Source organism: Stenotrophomonas sp. Steno-C15 (assembly GCF_056393265.1).
The window spans coordinates 1-16,590 of the sequence record NZ_JBWJPF010000013.1 but is presented as its reverse complement, the minus strand read 5'-3'; the positions used below and the strand labels follow the sequence as shown (position 1 = coordinate 16,590).

At 66.5% G+C, this 16,590-nt stretch carries 17 protein-coding genes; 12 read left to right on the top strand and 5 right to left on the bottom strand.

The features are described from left to right. The first annotated feature begins 92 nt into the window (after positions 1-92). The 3 genes from oleC (at position 93) to AC06FB_RS11415 (ending at position 3,014) form a co-directional block, all read left to right on the top strand. Positions 93-1,751, top strand: coding sequence for an olefin beta-lactone synthetase (gene oleC / locus AC06FB_RS11425; protein WP_053518426.1), 1,659 nt, complete (start codon positions 93-95; stop codon positions 1,749-1,751). After that, a complete protein-coding gene (oleD, locus tag AC06FB_RS11420; RefSeq protein WP_111186525.1) occupies positions 1,748-2,737 on the top strand; it encodes a 2-alkyl-3-oxoalkanoate reductase in 990 nt (329 codons plus the stop codon). The genes oleC and oleD overlap by 4 nt, the downstream gene beginning before the upstream one ends. A gap of 121 nt (positions 2,738-2,858) precedes the next feature. Beyond that, complete coding sequence (locus tag AC06FB_RS11415) at positions 2,859-3,014, top strand: DUF1328 domain-containing protein (RefSeq protein ID WP_004153593.1); 156 nt, start codon at positions 2,859-2,861, stop codon at positions 3,012-3,014. Positions 3,015-3,097: 83 nt separating this feature from the next. On the opposite strand, the gene ddlA is transcribed toward AC06FB_RS11415, so the two are convergent. Then, entirely contained in the window at positions 3,098-4,183 is a 1,086-nt protein-coding gene (ddlA, locus tag AC06FB_RS11410) for a D-alanine--D-alanine ligase (RefSeq protein WP_478053710.1), read from the bottom strand. Positions 4,184-4,320: 137 nt separating this feature from the next. Here ddlA and AC06FB_RS11405 point away from each other — a divergent pair, with 137 nt between their 5' ends. From AC06FB_RS11405 to AC06FB_RS11390, 4 genes are all read left to right on the top strand, one after another. After that, positions 4,321-4,956, top strand: a complete 636-nt coding sequence (locus tag AC06FB_RS11405) for a ubiquinone biosynthesis accessory factor UbiJ (RefSeq protein WP_053518430.1) — start codon at positions 4,321-4,323, stop codon at positions 4,954-4,956. Next, complete coding sequence (ubiB, locus tag AC06FB_RS11400; RefSeq protein ID WP_065174173.1) at positions 4,953-6,608, top strand: ubiquinone biosynthesis regulatory protein kinase UbiB; 1,656 nt, start codon at positions 4,953-4,955, stop codon at positions 6,606-6,608. Before AC06FB_RS11405 ends, ubiB begins: the two co-directional genes overlap by 4 nt. A 5-nt stretch (positions 6,609-6,613) precedes the next feature. Next, positions 6,614-7,192, top strand: coding sequence for an O-methyltransferase (locus tag AC06FB_RS11395; protein ID WP_111186527.1), 579 nt, complete (start codon positions 6,614-6,616; stop codon positions 7,190-7,192). An 87-nt stretch (positions 7,193-7,279) separates the two neighbouring features. Beyond that, complete coding sequence (locus tag AC06FB_RS11390) at positions 7,280-8,017, top strand: pseudouridine synthase (protein ID WP_053518434.1); 738 nt, start codon at positions 7,280-7,282, stop codon at positions 8,015-8,017. Between the two features lie 33 nt (positions 8,018-8,050). Here AC06FB_RS11390 and AC06FB_RS11385 read toward each other — a convergent pair whose 3' ends face one another. After that, on the bottom strand, positions 8,051-8,578 hold the full coding sequence (locus AC06FB_RS11385) for a DUF2059 domain-containing protein (protein ID WP_065174175.1): 528 nt from the start codon (positions 8,576-8,578) through the stop codon (positions 8,051-8,053). Positions 8,579-8,712: 134 nt separating this feature from the next. Between AC06FB_RS11385 and arfB the strand changes: the two genes are divergently transcribed. The 3 genes from arfB (at position 8,713) to dcp (ending at position 12,019) form a co-directional block, all read left to right on the top strand. After that, positions 8,713-9,144 carry an alternative ribosome rescue aminoacyl-tRNA hydrolase ArfB gene (gene arfB, locus AC06FB_RS11380; protein ID WP_111186528.1) on the top strand — a complete coding sequence of 144 codons (432 nt, stop codon included), beginning with the start codon at positions 8,713-8,715 and terminating at the stop codon, positions 9,142-9,144. A gap of 4 nt (positions 9,145-9,148) precedes the next feature. After that, positions 9,149-9,751 (top strand): lysophospholipid acyltransferase family protein, encoded by a 603-nt coding sequence (locus AC06FB_RS11375; RefSeq protein ID WP_053518437.1) that lies wholly within the window; start codon positions 9,149-9,151, stop codon positions 9,749-9,751. Positions 9,752-9,862: 111 nt separating this feature from the next. Further along, entirely contained in the window at positions 9,863-12,019 is a 2,157-nt protein-coding gene (gene dcp, locus AC06FB_RS11370) for a peptidyl-dipeptidase Dcp (protein ID WP_478053709.1), read from the top strand. A 36-nt stretch (positions 12,020-12,055) separates the two neighbouring features. Here the strand turns inward: dcp and AC06FB_RS11365 are convergent, their stop codons facing one another. From AC06FB_RS11365 to AC06FB_RS11355, 3 genes are all read right to left on the bottom strand, one after another. Next, a complete protein-coding gene (locus AC06FB_RS11365) occupies positions 12,056-13,315 on the bottom strand; it encodes a hypothetical protein (RefSeq protein ID WP_285311662.1) in 1,260 nt (419 codons plus the stop codon). A gap of 182 nt (positions 13,316-13,497) precedes the next feature. Continuing rightward, positions 13,498-13,944 (bottom strand): hypothetical protein, encoded by a 447-nt coding sequence (locus AC06FB_RS11360; protein WP_053518439.1) that lies wholly within the window; start codon positions 13,942-13,944, stop codon positions 13,498-13,500. A 3-nt stretch (positions 13,945-13,947) separates the two neighbouring features. Then, a complete protein-coding gene (locus AC06FB_RS11355; protein WP_065174177.1) occupies positions 13,948-14,349 on the bottom strand; it encodes a hypothetical protein in 402 nt (133 codons plus the stop codon). Positions 14,350-14,598: 249 nt separating this feature from the next. On the opposite strand from AC06FB_RS11355, the gene lepB reads away from it, so the two are divergent. Continuing rightward, a complete protein-coding gene (lepB, locus tag AC06FB_RS11350; RefSeq protein ID WP_065174178.1) occupies positions 14,599-15,225 on the top strand; it encodes a signal peptidase I in 627 nt (208 codons plus the stop codon). A gap of 122 nt (positions 15,226-15,347) precedes the next feature. Next, a partial coding sequence (locus AC06FB_RS11345) for an MFS transporter (protein WP_478053708.1) occupies positions 15,348-16,590 on the top strand: 1,243 nt, incomplete at its 3' end.

The window sequence follows — 16,590 nt, the reverse complement described above, 5'->3', positions numbered from 1 at the left end:
TCGGGCGGCAGTCGGAATCGGGAACGAGGCTGCGGATTTTCCACGAAGTGAGCCGCCGCGCAAGAAATTCCGTAAGCGGCGACAATGAACGGATGAACCGACCCTGCAACATTGCTGCGCGGTTGCCTGAACTGGCCCGTGAACGCCCCGACCAGATCGCCATCCGCTGCCCCGGCCGCCGCGGCGCCGGCAACGGCATGGCGGCCTACGATGTGACCCTGGACTATCGGCAGCTGGATGCCCGCAGCGACGCCATGGCCGCCGGCCTGGCCGGCTACGGGATCGGGCGCGGCGTGCGCACGGTGGTGATGGTGCGGCCCTCGCCGGAGTTCTTCCTGCTGATGTTCGCCCTGTTCAAGCTGGGTGCGGTGCCGGTGCTGGTCGATCCCGGCATCGACCGGCGCGCGCTGAAGCAGTGCCTGGACGAAGCCCAGCCGGAGGCCTTCATCGGCATCCCGCTGGCCCACGTGGCACGGCTGGCGCTGCGCTGGGCGCCGTCGGCGACCCGCCTGGTCACGGTGGGACGGCGGCTGGCCTGGGGCGGGACCACCCTGGCCGCGCTGGAGCGCGCGGGCGCGCAGGCCGGGCCGATGCTGGCGGCCACCGACGGCGAGGACATGGCCGCGATCCTGTTCACCAGCGGCTCTACGGGCGTGCCCAAGGGCGTGGTCTACCGCCATCGCCATTTCCTGGGCCAGATCGAGCTGCTGGGCAGCGCCTTCGGCATGGAGGCCGGCGGGGTGGACCTGCCGACCTTCCCGCCCTTCGCCCTGTTCGATCCCGCATTGGGGTTGACCTCGGTGATCCCGGACATGGACCCCACGCGGCCCGCGCAGGCCGATCCGGCACGCCTGCATGATGCGATCCAACGCTTCGGCGTGACCCAGCTGTTCGGCTCGCCTGCGCTGATGCGGGTCCTGGCCCGCCATGGCCGGCCGCTGCCGTCGGTGACCCGGGTGACCTCGGCCGGTGCCCCGGTTCCGCCGGATGTGGTCGCCACCATCCGTGGCCTGCTGCCGGCCGGCGCGCAGTTCTGGACGCCGTACGGTGCCACCGAATGCCTGCCGGTGGCGGTGGTGGAAGGCCATGAACTGGAGCGCACCCGTGCGGCCACCGAGGGCGGTGCGGGTACCTGCGTGGGCAACGTGGTGGCCCCGAACGAAGTGCGCATCATCGCCATCGACGATGCACCGCTGGCCGACTGGTCGCAGGTACGCGTGCTGGCCACCGGCGAGGTGGGCGAGATCACCGTGGCCGGCCCCACCGCCACCGACAGCTATTTCAATCGCCCGCAGGCCACCGCTGCGGCGAAGATTGCCGAAACGCTGGCCGATGGCAGTACACGCATCGTGCATCGCATGGGCGATGTCGGCTATTTCGACGCGCAGGGCCGTCTGTGGTTCTGCGGACGCAAGACCCAGCGCGTGGAGACCCCGCACGGCCCGCTCTACACCGAACAGGTCGAGCCGGTGTTCAACACGGTGCAGGGCGTGGCACGCACCGCGCTGGTCGGCGTGGGTCCCGCGGGCGCGCAGGTGCCGGTCCTGTGCGTGGAGCTGCAGCGTGGACAGTCCGACAGCCCGGCGCTGCATGAAGCGCTGCGCGCCCTTGCCGGCGCACGCCTGCCCGAGGCCGGGCTGCAGCACTTCCTGGTGCATCCGGCGTTTCCCGTGGATATCCGTCACAACGCCAAGATCGGCCGCGAGAAGCTCGCCGTCTGGGCCAGCGCCGAACTGGAGAAGCGCGCATGAAGATCCTGGTCACCGGTGGTGGTGGTTTCCTTGGCCAGGCGCTGTGCCGCGGGCTGGTCGAGCGCGGCCACCAGGTGCTGGCATTCAACCGCAGCCACTACCCGGCGCTGCAGGCGCTGGGAGTGGGCCAGATCCGTGGCGACCTGGCGGACCCGCAGGCCGTGCTGCATGCGGTGGCCGGTGTCGATGCGGTGTTCCACAACGGTGCCAAGGCCGGCGCCTGGGGCAGTTACGACAGCTACCACCAGGCCAATGTGGTCGGCACCGACAATGTCATCGCTGCCTGCCGTGCGCATGGCATCGGCAGGCTGGTCTATACCTCCACACCGAGCGTGACCCATCGTGCCACCCACCCCGTGGAAGGACTGGGCGCGGACGAGGTGCCCTACGGCGAGGATTTCCAGGCGCCGTACGCGGCGACCAAGGCGATCGCCGAACAACGGGTGCTGGCCGCCAACGACGCGACGCTGGCCACGGTGGCGCTGCGCCCGCGCCTGATCTGGGGGCCGGGCGACCAGCAGCTGGTGCCGCGCCTGGCCGAGCGCGCACGGCAGGGCCGGCTGCGCCTGGTCGGTGATGGCAGCAACAAGGTCGACACCACCTACATCGACAACGCCGCGCTGGCGCACTTCCTGGCATTCGAGGCGCTGGGCCCGGCGGCGGCCTGCGCCGGCAAGGCCTACTTCATCTCCAATGGCGAGCCACTGCCGATGCGCGAGCTGGTCAACAAGTTGCTGCAGGCCGTGGGCGCCCCGCCTGTGGAGAAGGCAATCAGCTTCAGGACCGCCTACCGGATCGGTGCGATCTGCGAGCGCCTGTGGCCGCTGCTGCGGTTGCGCGGCGAGCCGCCGTTGACGCGTTTCCTCGCCGAGCAGCTGTGCACGCCGCACTGGTACAGCATGGAGCCGGCGCGCCGTGATTTCGGCTATGTGCCGCAGGTCAGCATCGAGGAAGGGCTGCGTCGGCTGCAGGCCGCGTCGTCATGACGGCAGCCTCACGGCGCTGAAGACTTCATCGCGCGCAGAACCGGCCATCACCGGTTGCACACCGCCGGACCGGGAGGATGGACCCCACGCCACCCACGGCCGAATATCTGCGAGGAGCGCCATGCTGCATTACGCCGTCATTTTCTTCGTCATCGCCATCATCGCCGCCGTGCTCGGTTTCTCCGGCATCGCCGGCGCGGCCAGCAACATTGCCTGGATCCTGTTCGTGGTGTTCCTGGTCCTGGCGGTGATCTCGATGTTCCGCAAGCGCGGCTAGTGAGCCCCGGAGCAGTGCCGGTCGATGGCCGGCACTGCTCCGGCGGAAGCGGTTGTTTCCTGTAGTACCGGGTACTGCCTGGCCTACAGCAGCCTCTGATCGGCTTCGTGCCGTTCCAGGGCCAGTTCAATCAGGCGTGTGATCAGCGTGGTGTAATCCACGCCACTGGCGCCCCACAGCTTCGGGTACATGCTGATGCGGGTGAAGCCCGGCAGCGTGTTGACCTCGTTGATGACGACGCGGCCATCGCCGGTCAGGAACACATCCACTCTGGCCATGCCGGCGCACTCCAGCGCCTGATACGCCTGCAGGGCGATCTGCCTGATCCGCTGCTGGGTGGCATCATCGATGTCGGCCGGGACCACGACGTCGGCACCGTTCTCGTTGAGGTACTTGGTGTCGTAGGCATAGAACTCGTCGTGCACCACCACTTCGCCACACACGCTGGCCTGCGGCTGCTCGTTGCCGAGCACCGCACATTCGATCTCGCGGCCGGCCACGGCCGCTTCCACCAGAACCTTGTGGTCGTAGCGCAGCGCCCGTTCCAGCGCGGCCGCGAAGCCGGCAGCGTCCTTGACCTTGCTCACCCCCACCGACGAACCCTGGTTGGCCGGCTTCACGAACAGCGGCAGACCGAGCTGGGCGATGACGCCGTCGACATCGATGTTCGCAGCCTGGTGGCGACGGATGCACTGCCAGGGCGCCACCTGCAGGCCGGCATCGCGCAGCAGGCGCTTGGTCACGTCCTTGTCCATGGCCACGGCCGAGCCCAGCACCGGTGAACCGACGAAGGGCAGGTTGGCCATGCGCAGCAGGCCCTGCAGCGCGCCATCCTCACCCAGCGGACCATGCACGATCGGCAGGACAACGTCGATCTGGCCGAGCACGGCAGCCGGATCGGCGGGCTGCAGCTGCGCCTGTCCGGCGCCCGGGTGCACCGACAGCGCGACGCCGGACCGGCGCAGCGCGATGCGCGCCGGATCATCGGCGTTGAGCAGGAAGCTCCCGGCCTGGCTCAGATGCCATCGGCCCTGCTTGTCGATGCCGATCAGCACCGGCTCGAAGCGCTCGTGGTCGAGTGCGTCGAGGATGTTCTTCGCCGACTGCAGCGAGACTTCGTGCTCGGAGGACGTACCACCGAAAATGATGCCGACCCGGGTCCTGCTCATGGGCAATGCGATGTCCTGGACGTTGCGTGGCCCCACAGCATGGACCTTCCTTCGCCCGGCAGGTGAGGCGGAGATGAACCCGCACCCATCCGCGCTGCCCGGCCCAAGCCCGGCACCCACGAAGGTAGAATGGGGCCATGGCTCTTTCCCTGCTCAAGTCCCTCAAGCCGGTCGCCGGCCGTGCCCTGCAGATCGCCCTGAACCGCGCCCTGGCGCTGGATCCGGATACCCGCCACGCGTTGGCCGGTCTGGATGGCCGCCATATCGATCTGACCCTGGAGGCTCCTGCGCTGGCCATGCGCATCAGCGTTGACGGTGACCAGCTGCGGGTGGGGCCGGTGGATGCGCAGGAAGCCGATCTGGCCGTACGCAGCAGCCTGTCGGGGGTGCTGGCCCAGCTGCCGCTGCTGGCCAATGCCCGGCGCGCCGACAGCACCGGCAAGGGACGCGTGCGCGTGGCCGGCGATGCCGAGTTGGCGCGCCGCCTGCAGCAGCTGGCCAAGGGCTTCGACCCGGACTGGCAGCAGCCGTTCGTCAGCGTGTTCGGCGAGGTGCTGGGCGTACAGGTGGCCAACACACTGCGCGGCGCGCTGCAGCACGCCCGCCAGGGCGTGATCGATCTGGCGCACAGTGCAGCCGAATTCATTACCGAGGAATCGCGCGACGTGGTGCCGCGCGCCGAGCTGGACGCGTTCCACGACGATGTGGATGTGCTGCGCGATGATGTCGAGCGCCTGGGTGCACGCGTGCAGCGCCTGCGGGGTGCGGCATGAAGGCGGTGCTGCGGGCCAGCCGCATCGGCCGGGTGATCCTGCGCTACCGCCTGGATGACCTGCTGCAGGACACGCCGGCCGAACGCTGGCTGCGCCTGGCCAAACCCTTCGTTCCGCGGGCCTCGGCCGACATCGCCGCGCAATCGCGTGGCGCACGCCTGCGCCTGGCGCTGCAGGACCTGGGTCCGATCTTCGTCAAGTTCGGGCAGATCCTGTCGACCCGTCGCGACCTGGTGCCGCCGGACGTGGCCAACGAACTGACCCTGCTGCAGGACCGGGTCAAGCCGTTCGACGGCGACACCGCGCGCCGCATCGTCGAGGACGCGCTGGGCCTGCCGGTCAGCGAAGCCTTTGCCAGCTTCGATACCGAACCGCTGGCGTCGGCCTCGATCGCGCAGGTCCATGCGGCCACGCTGGCCGATGGCCGCCAGGTGGTGGTCAAGGTGCTGCGCCCGGGCATCGAGAAGCAGATCGACGCCGATATCGCCCTGCTCAATTCACTGGCCGCGCTGGTTGAGCGCACCCACCCTCGTGCCGACAAGATCCGCCCGCGCGAAGTCGTGGCGGAAGTGGAGAACACCCTGGCCGCCGAGCTGGACCTGCAGCGCGAAGGCGCCAACGCCAGCGTGCTGCGCCGCTTCTGGGAGAACTCCGACGACCTGTACGTGCCGGAAGTGATCTGGAGCCACACGGCCGAGCGCGCGCTGACCCTGGAGCGCGTGTGGGGCATTCCCTCCGATGACATCGTGGCACTGGACGCCGCCGGGATCGATCGCAAGGCGCTGGCCGCCAAGGGCGTGCGGGTGTTCTACACCCAGGTGTTCCGCGACAACTTCTTCCACGCCGATGCGCATGCCGGCAACATCTGGGTCGACCCCGATCCGGCACGCCGCAGCGATCCGCGCTTCATCGCGCTGGACTTCGGCATCATGGGCCAGCTGTCGCAGGAAGATCAGTACTACCTGGCCGAGAACTTCATGGCCATCTTCAACCGCGACTACCGCCGCATCGCCGAGCTGCACGTGCAGGCGCGCTGGATGCCGGACCACGTGCGCATCGACGACCTGGAAGCGGCGGTGCGGTCGGTGTGCGAGCCGTACTTCACCCGCCCGCTGTCGCAGATCTCGCTGGCGGAAGTGCTGATGAAGCTGTTCCGCGTGGCGCAGCGCTACCAGCTGACGCTGCAGCCGCAGCTGATCCTGCTGCAGAAGACCCTGTTGAACATCGAAGGCGTCGGTCGCCAGCTCGACCCGCAGATCGATATCTGGGCGGTGGCCAAGCCGGTACTGGCGAAGATCCTGCGCGAGCGCTACAGCCCGCGCAGGGTGATGCGCGAGCTCGGCAAGCGCCTGCCGGAAATCATGACCCACGCACCGGACATGCCCCGCCTGGTGCATGCCTGGCTGACCCAGCAGGTGGAGGGACGTCACGAGCTGGCGATGCGCTCGCGCGATCTGGTATCGCTCGATGCCAGCGTGCAGCGCCTGCAGAAGCATGCGGTCGGTGCCATCACCGGCGTCGGCCTGCTTGCCATTGCCGCCTTGATGTACGTGCTGCAGCCGCCCGGCTGGTACTGGGGCGACCTGCCGATGTGGAGCTGGCTGTCGGGCGCGGTGGGTGTGGCCGCATTGGCCCGGGCGTGGTGGAAGTAGCCGCCGTGCTGCAGGCGCTCAAGGACGAACTGGCGCGCTTTGGCGCCGACAACGATGCGCGCGAAAGCGAGCGGGCCCGGCGCATGCTCAACATCACGCCGGATACCGGTGCGCTGCTGTCGCTGCTGGTACGTTTCGGACAGGCCCGGCGCGTGCTGGAGATAGGCACCTCCAACGGCTATTCCACCCTGTGGCTGGCCGAGGCTGCCGCTGCCATCGACGGCCATGTGACCACGCTGGAGTACGCTGCCGACAAGGTGGCCCTGGCCGGCGCGACCTTCGCCCGCAGCGGCCTGCAGGCGCATATCACCCTGGTGCACGCTGACGCCGGGGCGTGGCTGGCGCAGGCGGCCGATGCCAGCATCGACCTGCTGTTCCTCGATTCGGATCGCGAGCAGTACGCTGGCTGGTGGCCGCACCTGCGCCGCGTGCTGCGGCCCGGTGGCCTGCTGGTGGTGGACAACGCGATCTCCCACGCCGAACAGATGGAGCCGCTGCGGGCGCTGCTGGAGGCGGACGCGAACTTCAGCGTCAGCCTGGTGCCGGTGGGCAACGGTGAACTGCTGGCCGTGCGCAACGCCTGACTGCCTCGCGGCACAAACCCGGGGTCAGATCCCTTTTCCGCAGGAAAAGGGATCTGACCCCATACAGGCCGCCCGTATAATCGCGCGGTGAGCACCGAACCCGATACCCTCGCCGCGGTCGAGACCGACACCGCCCCCCTTCGGCTCCTGCACCTGGATGAACGCCTGGCGGTGGTCGACAAGCCGGCCGGGCTGATGGTCCATGACAGCAAGCTGGCCCGTGGCGAAGATGATTTCCTGGCCGATCGCCTGCGTGAGCAGCTCGGGCGCCCGATCTTTCTGGTGCATCGGCTGGATCGTGCCACCAGTGGCTGCCTGCTGCTGGCCTTCGACCGTGACACCGCCAGTGCGCTGGGCAAGGCCCTGATGGGCGGCGAGGTGGCCAAGGACTACCTGACGATCTGCCGCGGCTGGCCGGCCGAGGCGTCCTGGCGGGTCGACCACGACCTCGACGGCGGCCCCGGAAAACCGGTCAAGAAGCCTGCCATCACCGACTTCCAGTGCCTGGCTACCGGCGAGCTGCCGGTGCCGGTCGGCGAGTTCGCCCGTTCGCGCTATGCGCTGCTGCGCTGCCAGCCGCAGACCGGACGGTTCCGGCAGATCCGCCGGCATCTCAAGCATCTTTCGCACCACATGATCGGCGACACCAGCCACGGCGACGGCCGCCACAACCGCATCTTCCGCATGCAGGGGGTGCACCGCATGCTGCTGCACGCCGAGCGCCTGCGTTTTCCGCATCCCGAGGGCGGCACGGTGGATGTGCGGGCGCCGCTGGACCGGGAATTCCAGAAGGCACTGGACCTGTTCGGCTGGCGGGTGGAGTGAAGGCAGCGCCGGGCATGGCCCGGCGCTACCGCCTCACTTCTTTTCCGGCTCGTTGACGATCGCTTCCAGATCCTTCTGCAGGTCGGCGAACAGCGGCTGCATGCGCGACTGGATGGCCACCATCACGTTCTGCATCAGCGCCGGGGTCTTGTCGAGCAGACTCTGGCCCGCCGGGCTCTCGTAGAACTCGGCCATCGCCAGCACGTCTTCCTTGCTGAAGGTCTTCTTGTAGAGATCCACGTACATCGGCCGCAGCTGCTGCCATGACAGGGCCTGGCGCAGGGTCTGGCTGGTCCGTGCCTGGATGCGCTTGAGCTGCTCCTGCTGCTGGGCATTGAGCTGGCGCTGCGACGCGACCTGCTGGAACTGCTGCTGCTGCATCGCCTCGATCTGCGGCAGCATGGTGTCGATCATGCTCTGCGCGCGGGAGGCCGACAGCAGGCGGTTGATGTCGCCGTCGGTCGGCGCGGCGGCCAGGACCGGGGCGCTGGCCACGGCAAGCGCCAGCAGAAGGGCAGCACGGCGCAGCAGGGCGGGCAGGGTGGATGCGGAGCGGATCATGCGAAGCTTCCTGCGGTACATGGGACGGCCAGCATACCCGCTGGCAAGGCGAAGGCGGCGTGTTCGGTGCCTGATCGGCGGCATACGGCGCGCGATGCCGCACTCCGCCACGTGGCTGCCGTTACAATGCGCGGATGGGCAATGGACCGGTCACCATCAGCGCGCAGCTTGAAATCCCCGACGGCGAGATCGTCGAGCGTTTCGTGCGTGCCAGTGGTGCCGGTGGCCAGAACGTCAACAAGGTGTCCACCGCGGTGGAACTGCGTTTCGACGTGGCCAACTCGCCCTCGTTGCCCGAACCGTTGCGCGCGCGCCTGCTGGCGCGGCGTGACCGGCGGATGACCGGCGAAGGCGTGCTGGTCATCGACGCGCAACGCTTCCGGACCCAGGATCGCAATCGCGAGGATGCGCGCGAGCGGCTGGCGGCCTTCATCCAGGCCGGGTTGAGCGTGCCCAAACCGCGCAAGGCCACCAAGCCGACCCTCGGGTCGAAACTGCGTCGTCTGGACGCCAAACGCGGGCGCGCGCAGATCAAGCGCGGGCGCTCCTCACGTGACTGGGAGTGATTGCTTGAACAACCCGACTCCGTTGCTGCCGGCCATCCCGCCGAACATGCCGCAGGTCAGATCCAACCCGTTCCTGCGCTGGCTGGCGCGCTGCACCCTGCGCATGGGCGGCTGGAAGGTGGTCGGCACCCTGCCGGACATCCCGAAGCTGGTCTTCATCATCGCCCCGCACTCGTCCAACTGGGACGGGTTCTGGGGCATGGCGGCCAAGATCGCACTGGGCATGAAGGTCAAGGTGCTGGGCAAGGCGTCGCTGTTCTGGTGGCCGCTGGGCCCGCTGCTGCACCGGCTGGGCGTGATCCCGCTGGACCGCAGCTCGCCGCAGGGAACCGTCGGCCAGGCAGTGGACCTGATCCGCAACAACGACAGGATGTGGTTCGCGATCACCCCGGAAGGCACCCGCAAGGCGGTCAAGGAATGGAAGGCCGGATTCCTGAAGATCGCGCGGATGGCCGACGTGCCGATCCTGACCGCCTATTTCCATTATCCGGAGAAGGTCATCGGCGTCGGTCCGCTGTTCCATCCCACCGGCGATGACGTGGCCGACATGGCCGCCATCCGCGAGTTCTACCGGCCCTGGATCGGCAAGACCCGCGGTACGGTCTGAGCCGGCCGCCAGTGAAGGTCCAGACGCCACGTCCGGCACATGCCGGGCGAGCGCGACAGGAGTAGGGTGGACGGTCGGCATCCCATCCCGTCTGCCCAAGGAGCGTTTTACATGTCGCGTACCGTAGTCCTGGCCGCCGCCATCAGCTTGGCGCTGGCGGCCTGTTCCGGCAAGGAGTCCACCCCCGTGTCCGCAGCCCAGAATACCCCGGCCCAGCAGCCGGCCGATGCCTCCACCAACCCGCTGCTGAGCGCCAGCACGCTGCCGTTCCAGGCGCCGCCGTTCGACAAGATCAAGGACAGCGACTACCTGCCGGCGTTCGAGGAAGGCATGCGCCAGCACCTGGCCGACGTGCGCAAGATCGCCGACAACAGCGAGCCGGCCACCTTCGACAACACCATCGTGGCGATGGAGCGCAGCGGCGAGACCCTGACCCGCGTGTCGCGCATCTTCTTCGGCCTGGTGCAGGCCGATACCAACGATGCGCGCCAGAAGATCCAGGAAGAAGTCGCGCCGAAACTGGCCGCGCACCAGGACGAGATCAGCCTCGACCCGAAGCTGTTCGCACGCGTGAAGTCGCTGTACGACCAGCGTGACACGCTGGGCCTGGACCCGGTGCAGAAGCGCCTGGTCGAGCATTACTACGACGGCCTGGTGCGTGCCGGTGCGCAGCTGTCCGACGCCGACAAGGCCAGCCTGCGCAAGCTCAACGTGGAAGAGACCACGCTTTCCACCCAGTTCCATACCCGCCTGGTCGCCGCCACCGCTGCCGCTGCCGTCATCGTGGACGACAAGGCCAAGCTGGCCGGCCTGGATGAGAACGCGATCAACACCGCAGCTGCCGATGCGAAGGCGCGCAAGCTTGACGGCAAGTTCCTGCTGCCGCTGCAGAACACCACCCAGCAGCCGGTGCTTGGTTCGCTGAGCGACCGCGACCAGCGCGCCGCCGTGCTCAAGGCCTCGGAAACCCGCGCCGAGCGCGGTGATGCCAACGATACCCGCCAGACCGTGCAGCGCCTGGCCCAGCTGCGTGCGCAGAAGGCCAAGCTGCTGGGTTTCGACACCTTCGCCGACTACCAGCTGGGCGACCAGATGGCCAAGACCCCGGCCGCCGCGCTGAAGCTGCTGACCGACACCGTGCCGGCTGCCACCGCCAAGGCACGTGCCGAAGCCGGCGAGATCCAGAAGGTGATCGACGCGCAGAAGGGCGGCTTCCAGGTTGCGGCCTCGGACTGGGACTTCTACGCCGAGCAGGTGCGCAAGGCCAAGTACGATCTGGATGAGTCGCAGATCAAGCCCTATTTCGAGCTGGACAACGTGCTGCAGAACGGCGTCTTCTACGCCGCCACCCAGCTGTACGGCATCACCTTCAAGCCACGTACCGACATTCCGACCTACCACCCGGACATGAAGGTGTACGAAGTGTTCGACAAGGACGGCACCTCGCTGGCCCTGTTCTACACCGACTACTTCAAGCGTGACAGCAAGTCCGGTGGCGCGTGGATGGACGTGTTCGTCGAGCAGGATGGCCTGACCGGCGCCAAGCCGGTGGTCTACAACGTCTGCAACTTCACCAAGCCGGCCGAAGGCCAGCCGGCGCTGCTGAGCTTCGACGACGTCACCACCCTGTTCCACGAGTTCGGCCACGCCCTGCACGGCATGTTCTCGAACGTGAAGTACCCCTCGATCGCCGGTACGGCCACCTCGCGCGATTTCGTCGAGTTCCCGTCGCAGTTCAACGAGCACTGGGCGCTGGATCCGAAGGTGTTCGCCAACTACGCCAAGAACTACAAGACCGGCGAGCCGATGCCGCAGGAACTGGTCGACAAGATCCTCAAGGCGCGCAGCTTCAACCAGGGCTACGCCACCACCGAGTACCTGTCGGCTGCGCTGCTGGACCTGGCCTGGCACACGCAGAAGGCCGACGCGCCGCTGCAGGATGTCGGAGCCTTCGAAGCCAGCGCGCTGAAGAAGTTCAAGGTCGATCTGCCGCAGGTTCCGCCGCGCTACCGCACCACCTACTTCGACCACATCTGGGGCGGTGGCTACTCGGCCGGCTACTACGCCTACTTCTGGGCCGAAGTGCTGGATCATGATGCCTACCAGTGGTTCACCGAACACGGTGGCCTGACCGCGGCCAATGGCCAGCAATTCCGCGACAAGATCCTCTCGCGCGGCAACAGCGTGGAGCTGTCGACCCTGTACCGCGATTTCCGCGGCAAGGACCCGTCGGTGGAACCGCTGCTGAAGTTCCGTGGGCTGAAGTAAGAAAGCGAAAACGGCGGGGGCGACCCCGCCGTTTTTCTAACTGGCATGGTGGAGAATATCTTCCGCCGCAACAAGCACATAGCCGGGCTTCGCTTTTGCTTCACTTATCGGCGAAGAGTCCGAGTGAACCAGTCCGAGCGTTCCAAGCAAGCCGCCAATTGCGGAGCCAGGACCTTCCGTCGCAAGGCACACTGCTGATACACATAGGCCAAGAATGCCAATTGCGTTTCGTTGAAGGGATCTCGAGCGTGAGGTTGCAATGGCCAGCTCAGATCGGACCTGCGCTGCTTGATCTCGAAGTTCGGCAACGGTGTCCGCCCAGTTCGTCGCTTGTTGTGAATTGTCGGGCGACGATAGTCTTCTAGCCATGAACTCTCGGAGAGCTGGCAACGCGGATTTTGCTTCGTTTCTCAGTTCTAGAGTTTGACGAACAGTCAATCCTGAAACCCACGGAAGATTCGCCGCTCGGTCAGCGGAGAATGCTCTAAGATCCCATGAGTCAAGTACTCTGCCATCCTCAGACAGCAGCGCAGTTATTCCTGCGTTTGAGTTGGAGAATACGCTTCCTTTGAGCCAGCTTGCGCTTTTTGCGTCAAGAAAGATGGAGCGAATTGAGCTTCTAAGGACAGATCTTATTATTTCATCGTCTCTGTTTGATTTTGCAAATTCTTCGTCAATGTATATGTGGATAGCAGGGGTATATACTGAAGCAAAGTCCATTGAAGTCCCATTTGAGCCGCGCTCGACTTTTATCTCCTTCCCTAATTGGAGAAAGGCGCGATCTGTGATTTCTTCAATTTTCTCGTTGAATGATTTCATGCATCCTGAGCAGGCTCCAATGAAAGGAGGGGAGAACTTGAATAGTCCCGCCTCAATGAGTGGATAAATTGTCTTCAGTACGATTAGATCAGACAGAAGAGGGTATATCTCGTCGTTTCTTGGTCTTGAACGCAGTCTCATTATTTTTTCGAATATTGAATCGCTCGCCGTGACTGTGTCAGCCATTAGCGCAATACTTCGAGAGATCTGGGTCGCGTAGCTGACCCGACAAGGTAGGGCTTGGCAAGCGCCTTCTCCGGCGAAGAGGTTTAGGCCTCCGCTTAGTATGGCGTTGAAATTTCTCTCATCAGATTCATTGGGTTTCTTTGAAAGGATGTCTTCTACGACAGCTTGGTCCTTCAGCTCTCGCAGCATACCCTTTAGTTTTCTGGCAGCGCTTCGATGATCTGAAAATTCGAACTTTTCATTGAGGAGCAAGGCAATGTGAGGCGGAATGCCGGGAGATGCGTCAATCATTCGCGTGATCCTCCTTGTGGTAGGCGCTCGTCTGCACGATGTGCAACTTTCCATTGCTTACAGCATCGCATGAGCTGCCTCCGTTTGGAGGACCTAAATTGTGGGGAAAGCGGCGAAACATGTTCACCGCTTCTTCGGATTTGCATCTGCCCAACGCTTAGCTGTGTAGTTTGATTGCAGCGTTACGTCCCCACGTGCACCCGGTTCGCCTGTTCGGCAAGGCCCAGGTGATCCAGTGCGATATCCAGCGCCAGCACGTAGCTCTGCGCGCCATAGCCGGCGGCGATGCCCAGGCGCTGGCCGATGCCGGCCGGCAGACAGGGCTCAGCCACCGCGCCGTCGTCATGCACCTCCACGTAGGCGTTGTGCAGATAGGGCAGCAGGCGCTGCAGACGCAGGCTGCCGGCACACGCGCCGGGATCGAGCAATGTCACTTCGCCGCGGCTGTGATCGGCCACGCGCAGGGCATCCAGCAGTTCCTGTTCCGAACCGCAGGCACGGATGGCCACGCTGGTGCCGGCATCGATCGCACGGTGTACCAGCGACTTCAGTACCGGTGCCGGCAGCGGCAGTGCGGTACGGATCAATGTGCCGGCCGCTTCCGGGCCGCGGATGATGAAGATCGACATGGCTCAGCCCTCCTGCGCCAGGCGGCGGCCGACGATGGCCAGCGACAGCGGATAACCGGCCTGCTGGCTGCGCTGGTCGACCACCACCGCGGCCGGCCCATGCTGCAGGCGCAGGCGCGCGTCCAGGCCGGGTTCGCGGGCGCTCTGCAGCTCGATGTACTGCGCCGGCAGCCGCTCCAGGGCGGCCTGCAGCGCGCTGCCCTCGGCCTGCCATTGCGCCTCGTCGGCCACGCCCACGTCCAGCAGTACCCAGTCGGCCGAGCGCGCCTGCGGCTGGCACAGGCACTGGCGCACTTCGGACAGGCTGGCGCAGTCGCTGCACAGCACGCGGTGGCCGGACAACTGCGCCGGCAGCTGCGGACGCGGTGCCGATGAAGAGGCGTGGCGGATCACCAGGAGGGTCATACAACACCTTGCGGAAAGCGCCGTTCGGCGCGGTGGGCAGACGATGCGCGCAGTGCCCGTAAAGGTGCGATGGCGGGCGCCGGGCCCGGGCGTAAAACCTGCGTAACCCTGCATCGGCAGCGCCGGGCCATGCCCGGAGAGCACATGGCGCGGCCGTTCCAACACTCGGCCGGGCATGGCCCGGCGCGACCGGGAACCTCTTGCACCCGGATGGGGTCTGAAGACCCTGCCACCCCATCGGAACCTGACATGGATGCTGTTGCCCGACCGCCGTTCCCGCAACGCGCTCTCGCCTGGCTGAAGAAGGAGGCGCTGCCGCTGCTGCTCATGCTGGGCCTGCTCGCCGCCGCCCGCGACACCCTCGCCAATCATTACGTGGTGCCCAGTGGCTCGATGCAGCCGACCCTGCAGCCCGGTGACCGGGTGGTGGTGGACATGCGTGCCTATGGCCTGCGCCTGCCGTTCACCAACACGTCCCTGCTGTCCACCGGCCAGCCGCAGCGCGGCGAGGTGGCGGTATTCGATTCGCCTGCCGACGGCACCCGCCTGATCAAGCGGGTCGCCGCCGTGGCCGGCGACCACGTGCAACTGCACGAGGGCCATCTGAGCATCAACGGCCACCCGCTGCAGATGGCCGACCTGCAGGACGTGGAGGCCTTCGGCAGCCGCCGTGCCCGCCTGGACCTGGACATGGGCGGTGGTCCCGACATTGCGGATCTGGTGGTACCGGCCGGCAAGCTGCTGGTACTGGGGGATCATCGCGGCAACAGTTTCGATGGCCGCTTCTTCGGCTTTGTCGACGCCGACAAAGTCTACGGGCGCGCGGTGGCCGTCTACTACCGCCGTGGCGATGGCTTCCAGTGGCAGCACCTGTGAGCTGAATCGATACGTCAGGGATATCAATCCTGACTTTTCAGGTTATGGATCGACTGGGTGGACGGGCCTAGTCTGGGGCCCGTTCCCTCCACCCCGGCCGCCCCCAACGGCCCATCGATCCCATGACTGGCGAAACCGCCGCGGCCCCCGAACGTCGCTTCCCTCCTGCCGATTCCAGCCCCGAGACGCGCATCCAGCAGGGCACGCCAGCGTTCCGCCGCACTGCGGTCGCGTTGTTCCTGGCCGGCTTCTCCACCTTTGGCCTGCTGTACACGGTGCAGCCGTTGCTGCCCGAGTTCAGCCGCCACTTCGGCGTCTCCGCCGCCGGCAGCGCGATGTCGCTGTCACTGACCACCGGCACGCTGGCCGTGGCGATGCTGCTGGCCGGGCTGCTGTCCGACGCCGTGGGCCGCAGGCCGTTGATGATCGTCGCCCTGCTGGCCTCGGCCATCCTCTCGCTGAGTACCGCCCTGGTCGATGACTGGACCACGCTGCTGGTGCTGCGCACCCTGCTGGGCCTGGCCCTGAGTGGCGTGCCGGCGGTGGCGATGACCTATCTGGTCGAAGAAATGGACAGCCGCGCACTGGGCCTGGCGATGGGCCTGTACATCGGCGGCAACGCGATTGGTGGCATGAGCGGGCGCCTGCTCGCCGGCATCATCGCCGACCATTGGGGGTGGCGCTGGGGCATCGGCGTGGTCTCGATCATCGCCGTGGCCAGCACCGTGTTGCTGTGGCTGCAGCTGCCGCCATCGCGGCATTTCCAGGCCCGTCGCGGCGGCCTGCGCCAGCTGCCGTCGCGCTGGCGCACGTTGTTCGCCGATCCCGGCCTGCCGTGGCTGTTCGCCACCTCCTTCGTGTTGATGGGCGTATTCGTCACCCTCTACAACTACCTCGGCTATCACCTGCTGGCGCCGCCGTACCACCTCAGCCAGACCGTGGTCGGGCTGATCTTCAGCGTCTACCTGGTCGGTACGTTCAGCTCGGCATGGATGGGCCAACAGGCCACGCGGTACGGCCGTGGGCGTGTCCTGTCGATCTCCTTCGTGCTTATCGGTGCCGGCATCGCGCTGCTGGCGATGCCGTGGCTGACCACGATGGCGCTGGGCATCGCGCTGGTGACCTTCGGCTTCTTCGGCGGTCATTCGGTCGCCAGCAGCTGGGTCGGCAGCCGGGCGGGCATGATGCGCGCGGAAGCCTCGGCACTGTATCTGTTCGCCTACTACCTGGGGTCGAGCGTGCTGGGCGGTGTGGGCGGGCTTGCCTACGCCGCGTGGGACTGGCTGGGGGTGTGCGCGTTCGCGGCAGTGCTGACCCTGCTTGGCGGTGGCATCGTCTGGGCGTTGCAGCAGCGCGCCCCGCAGC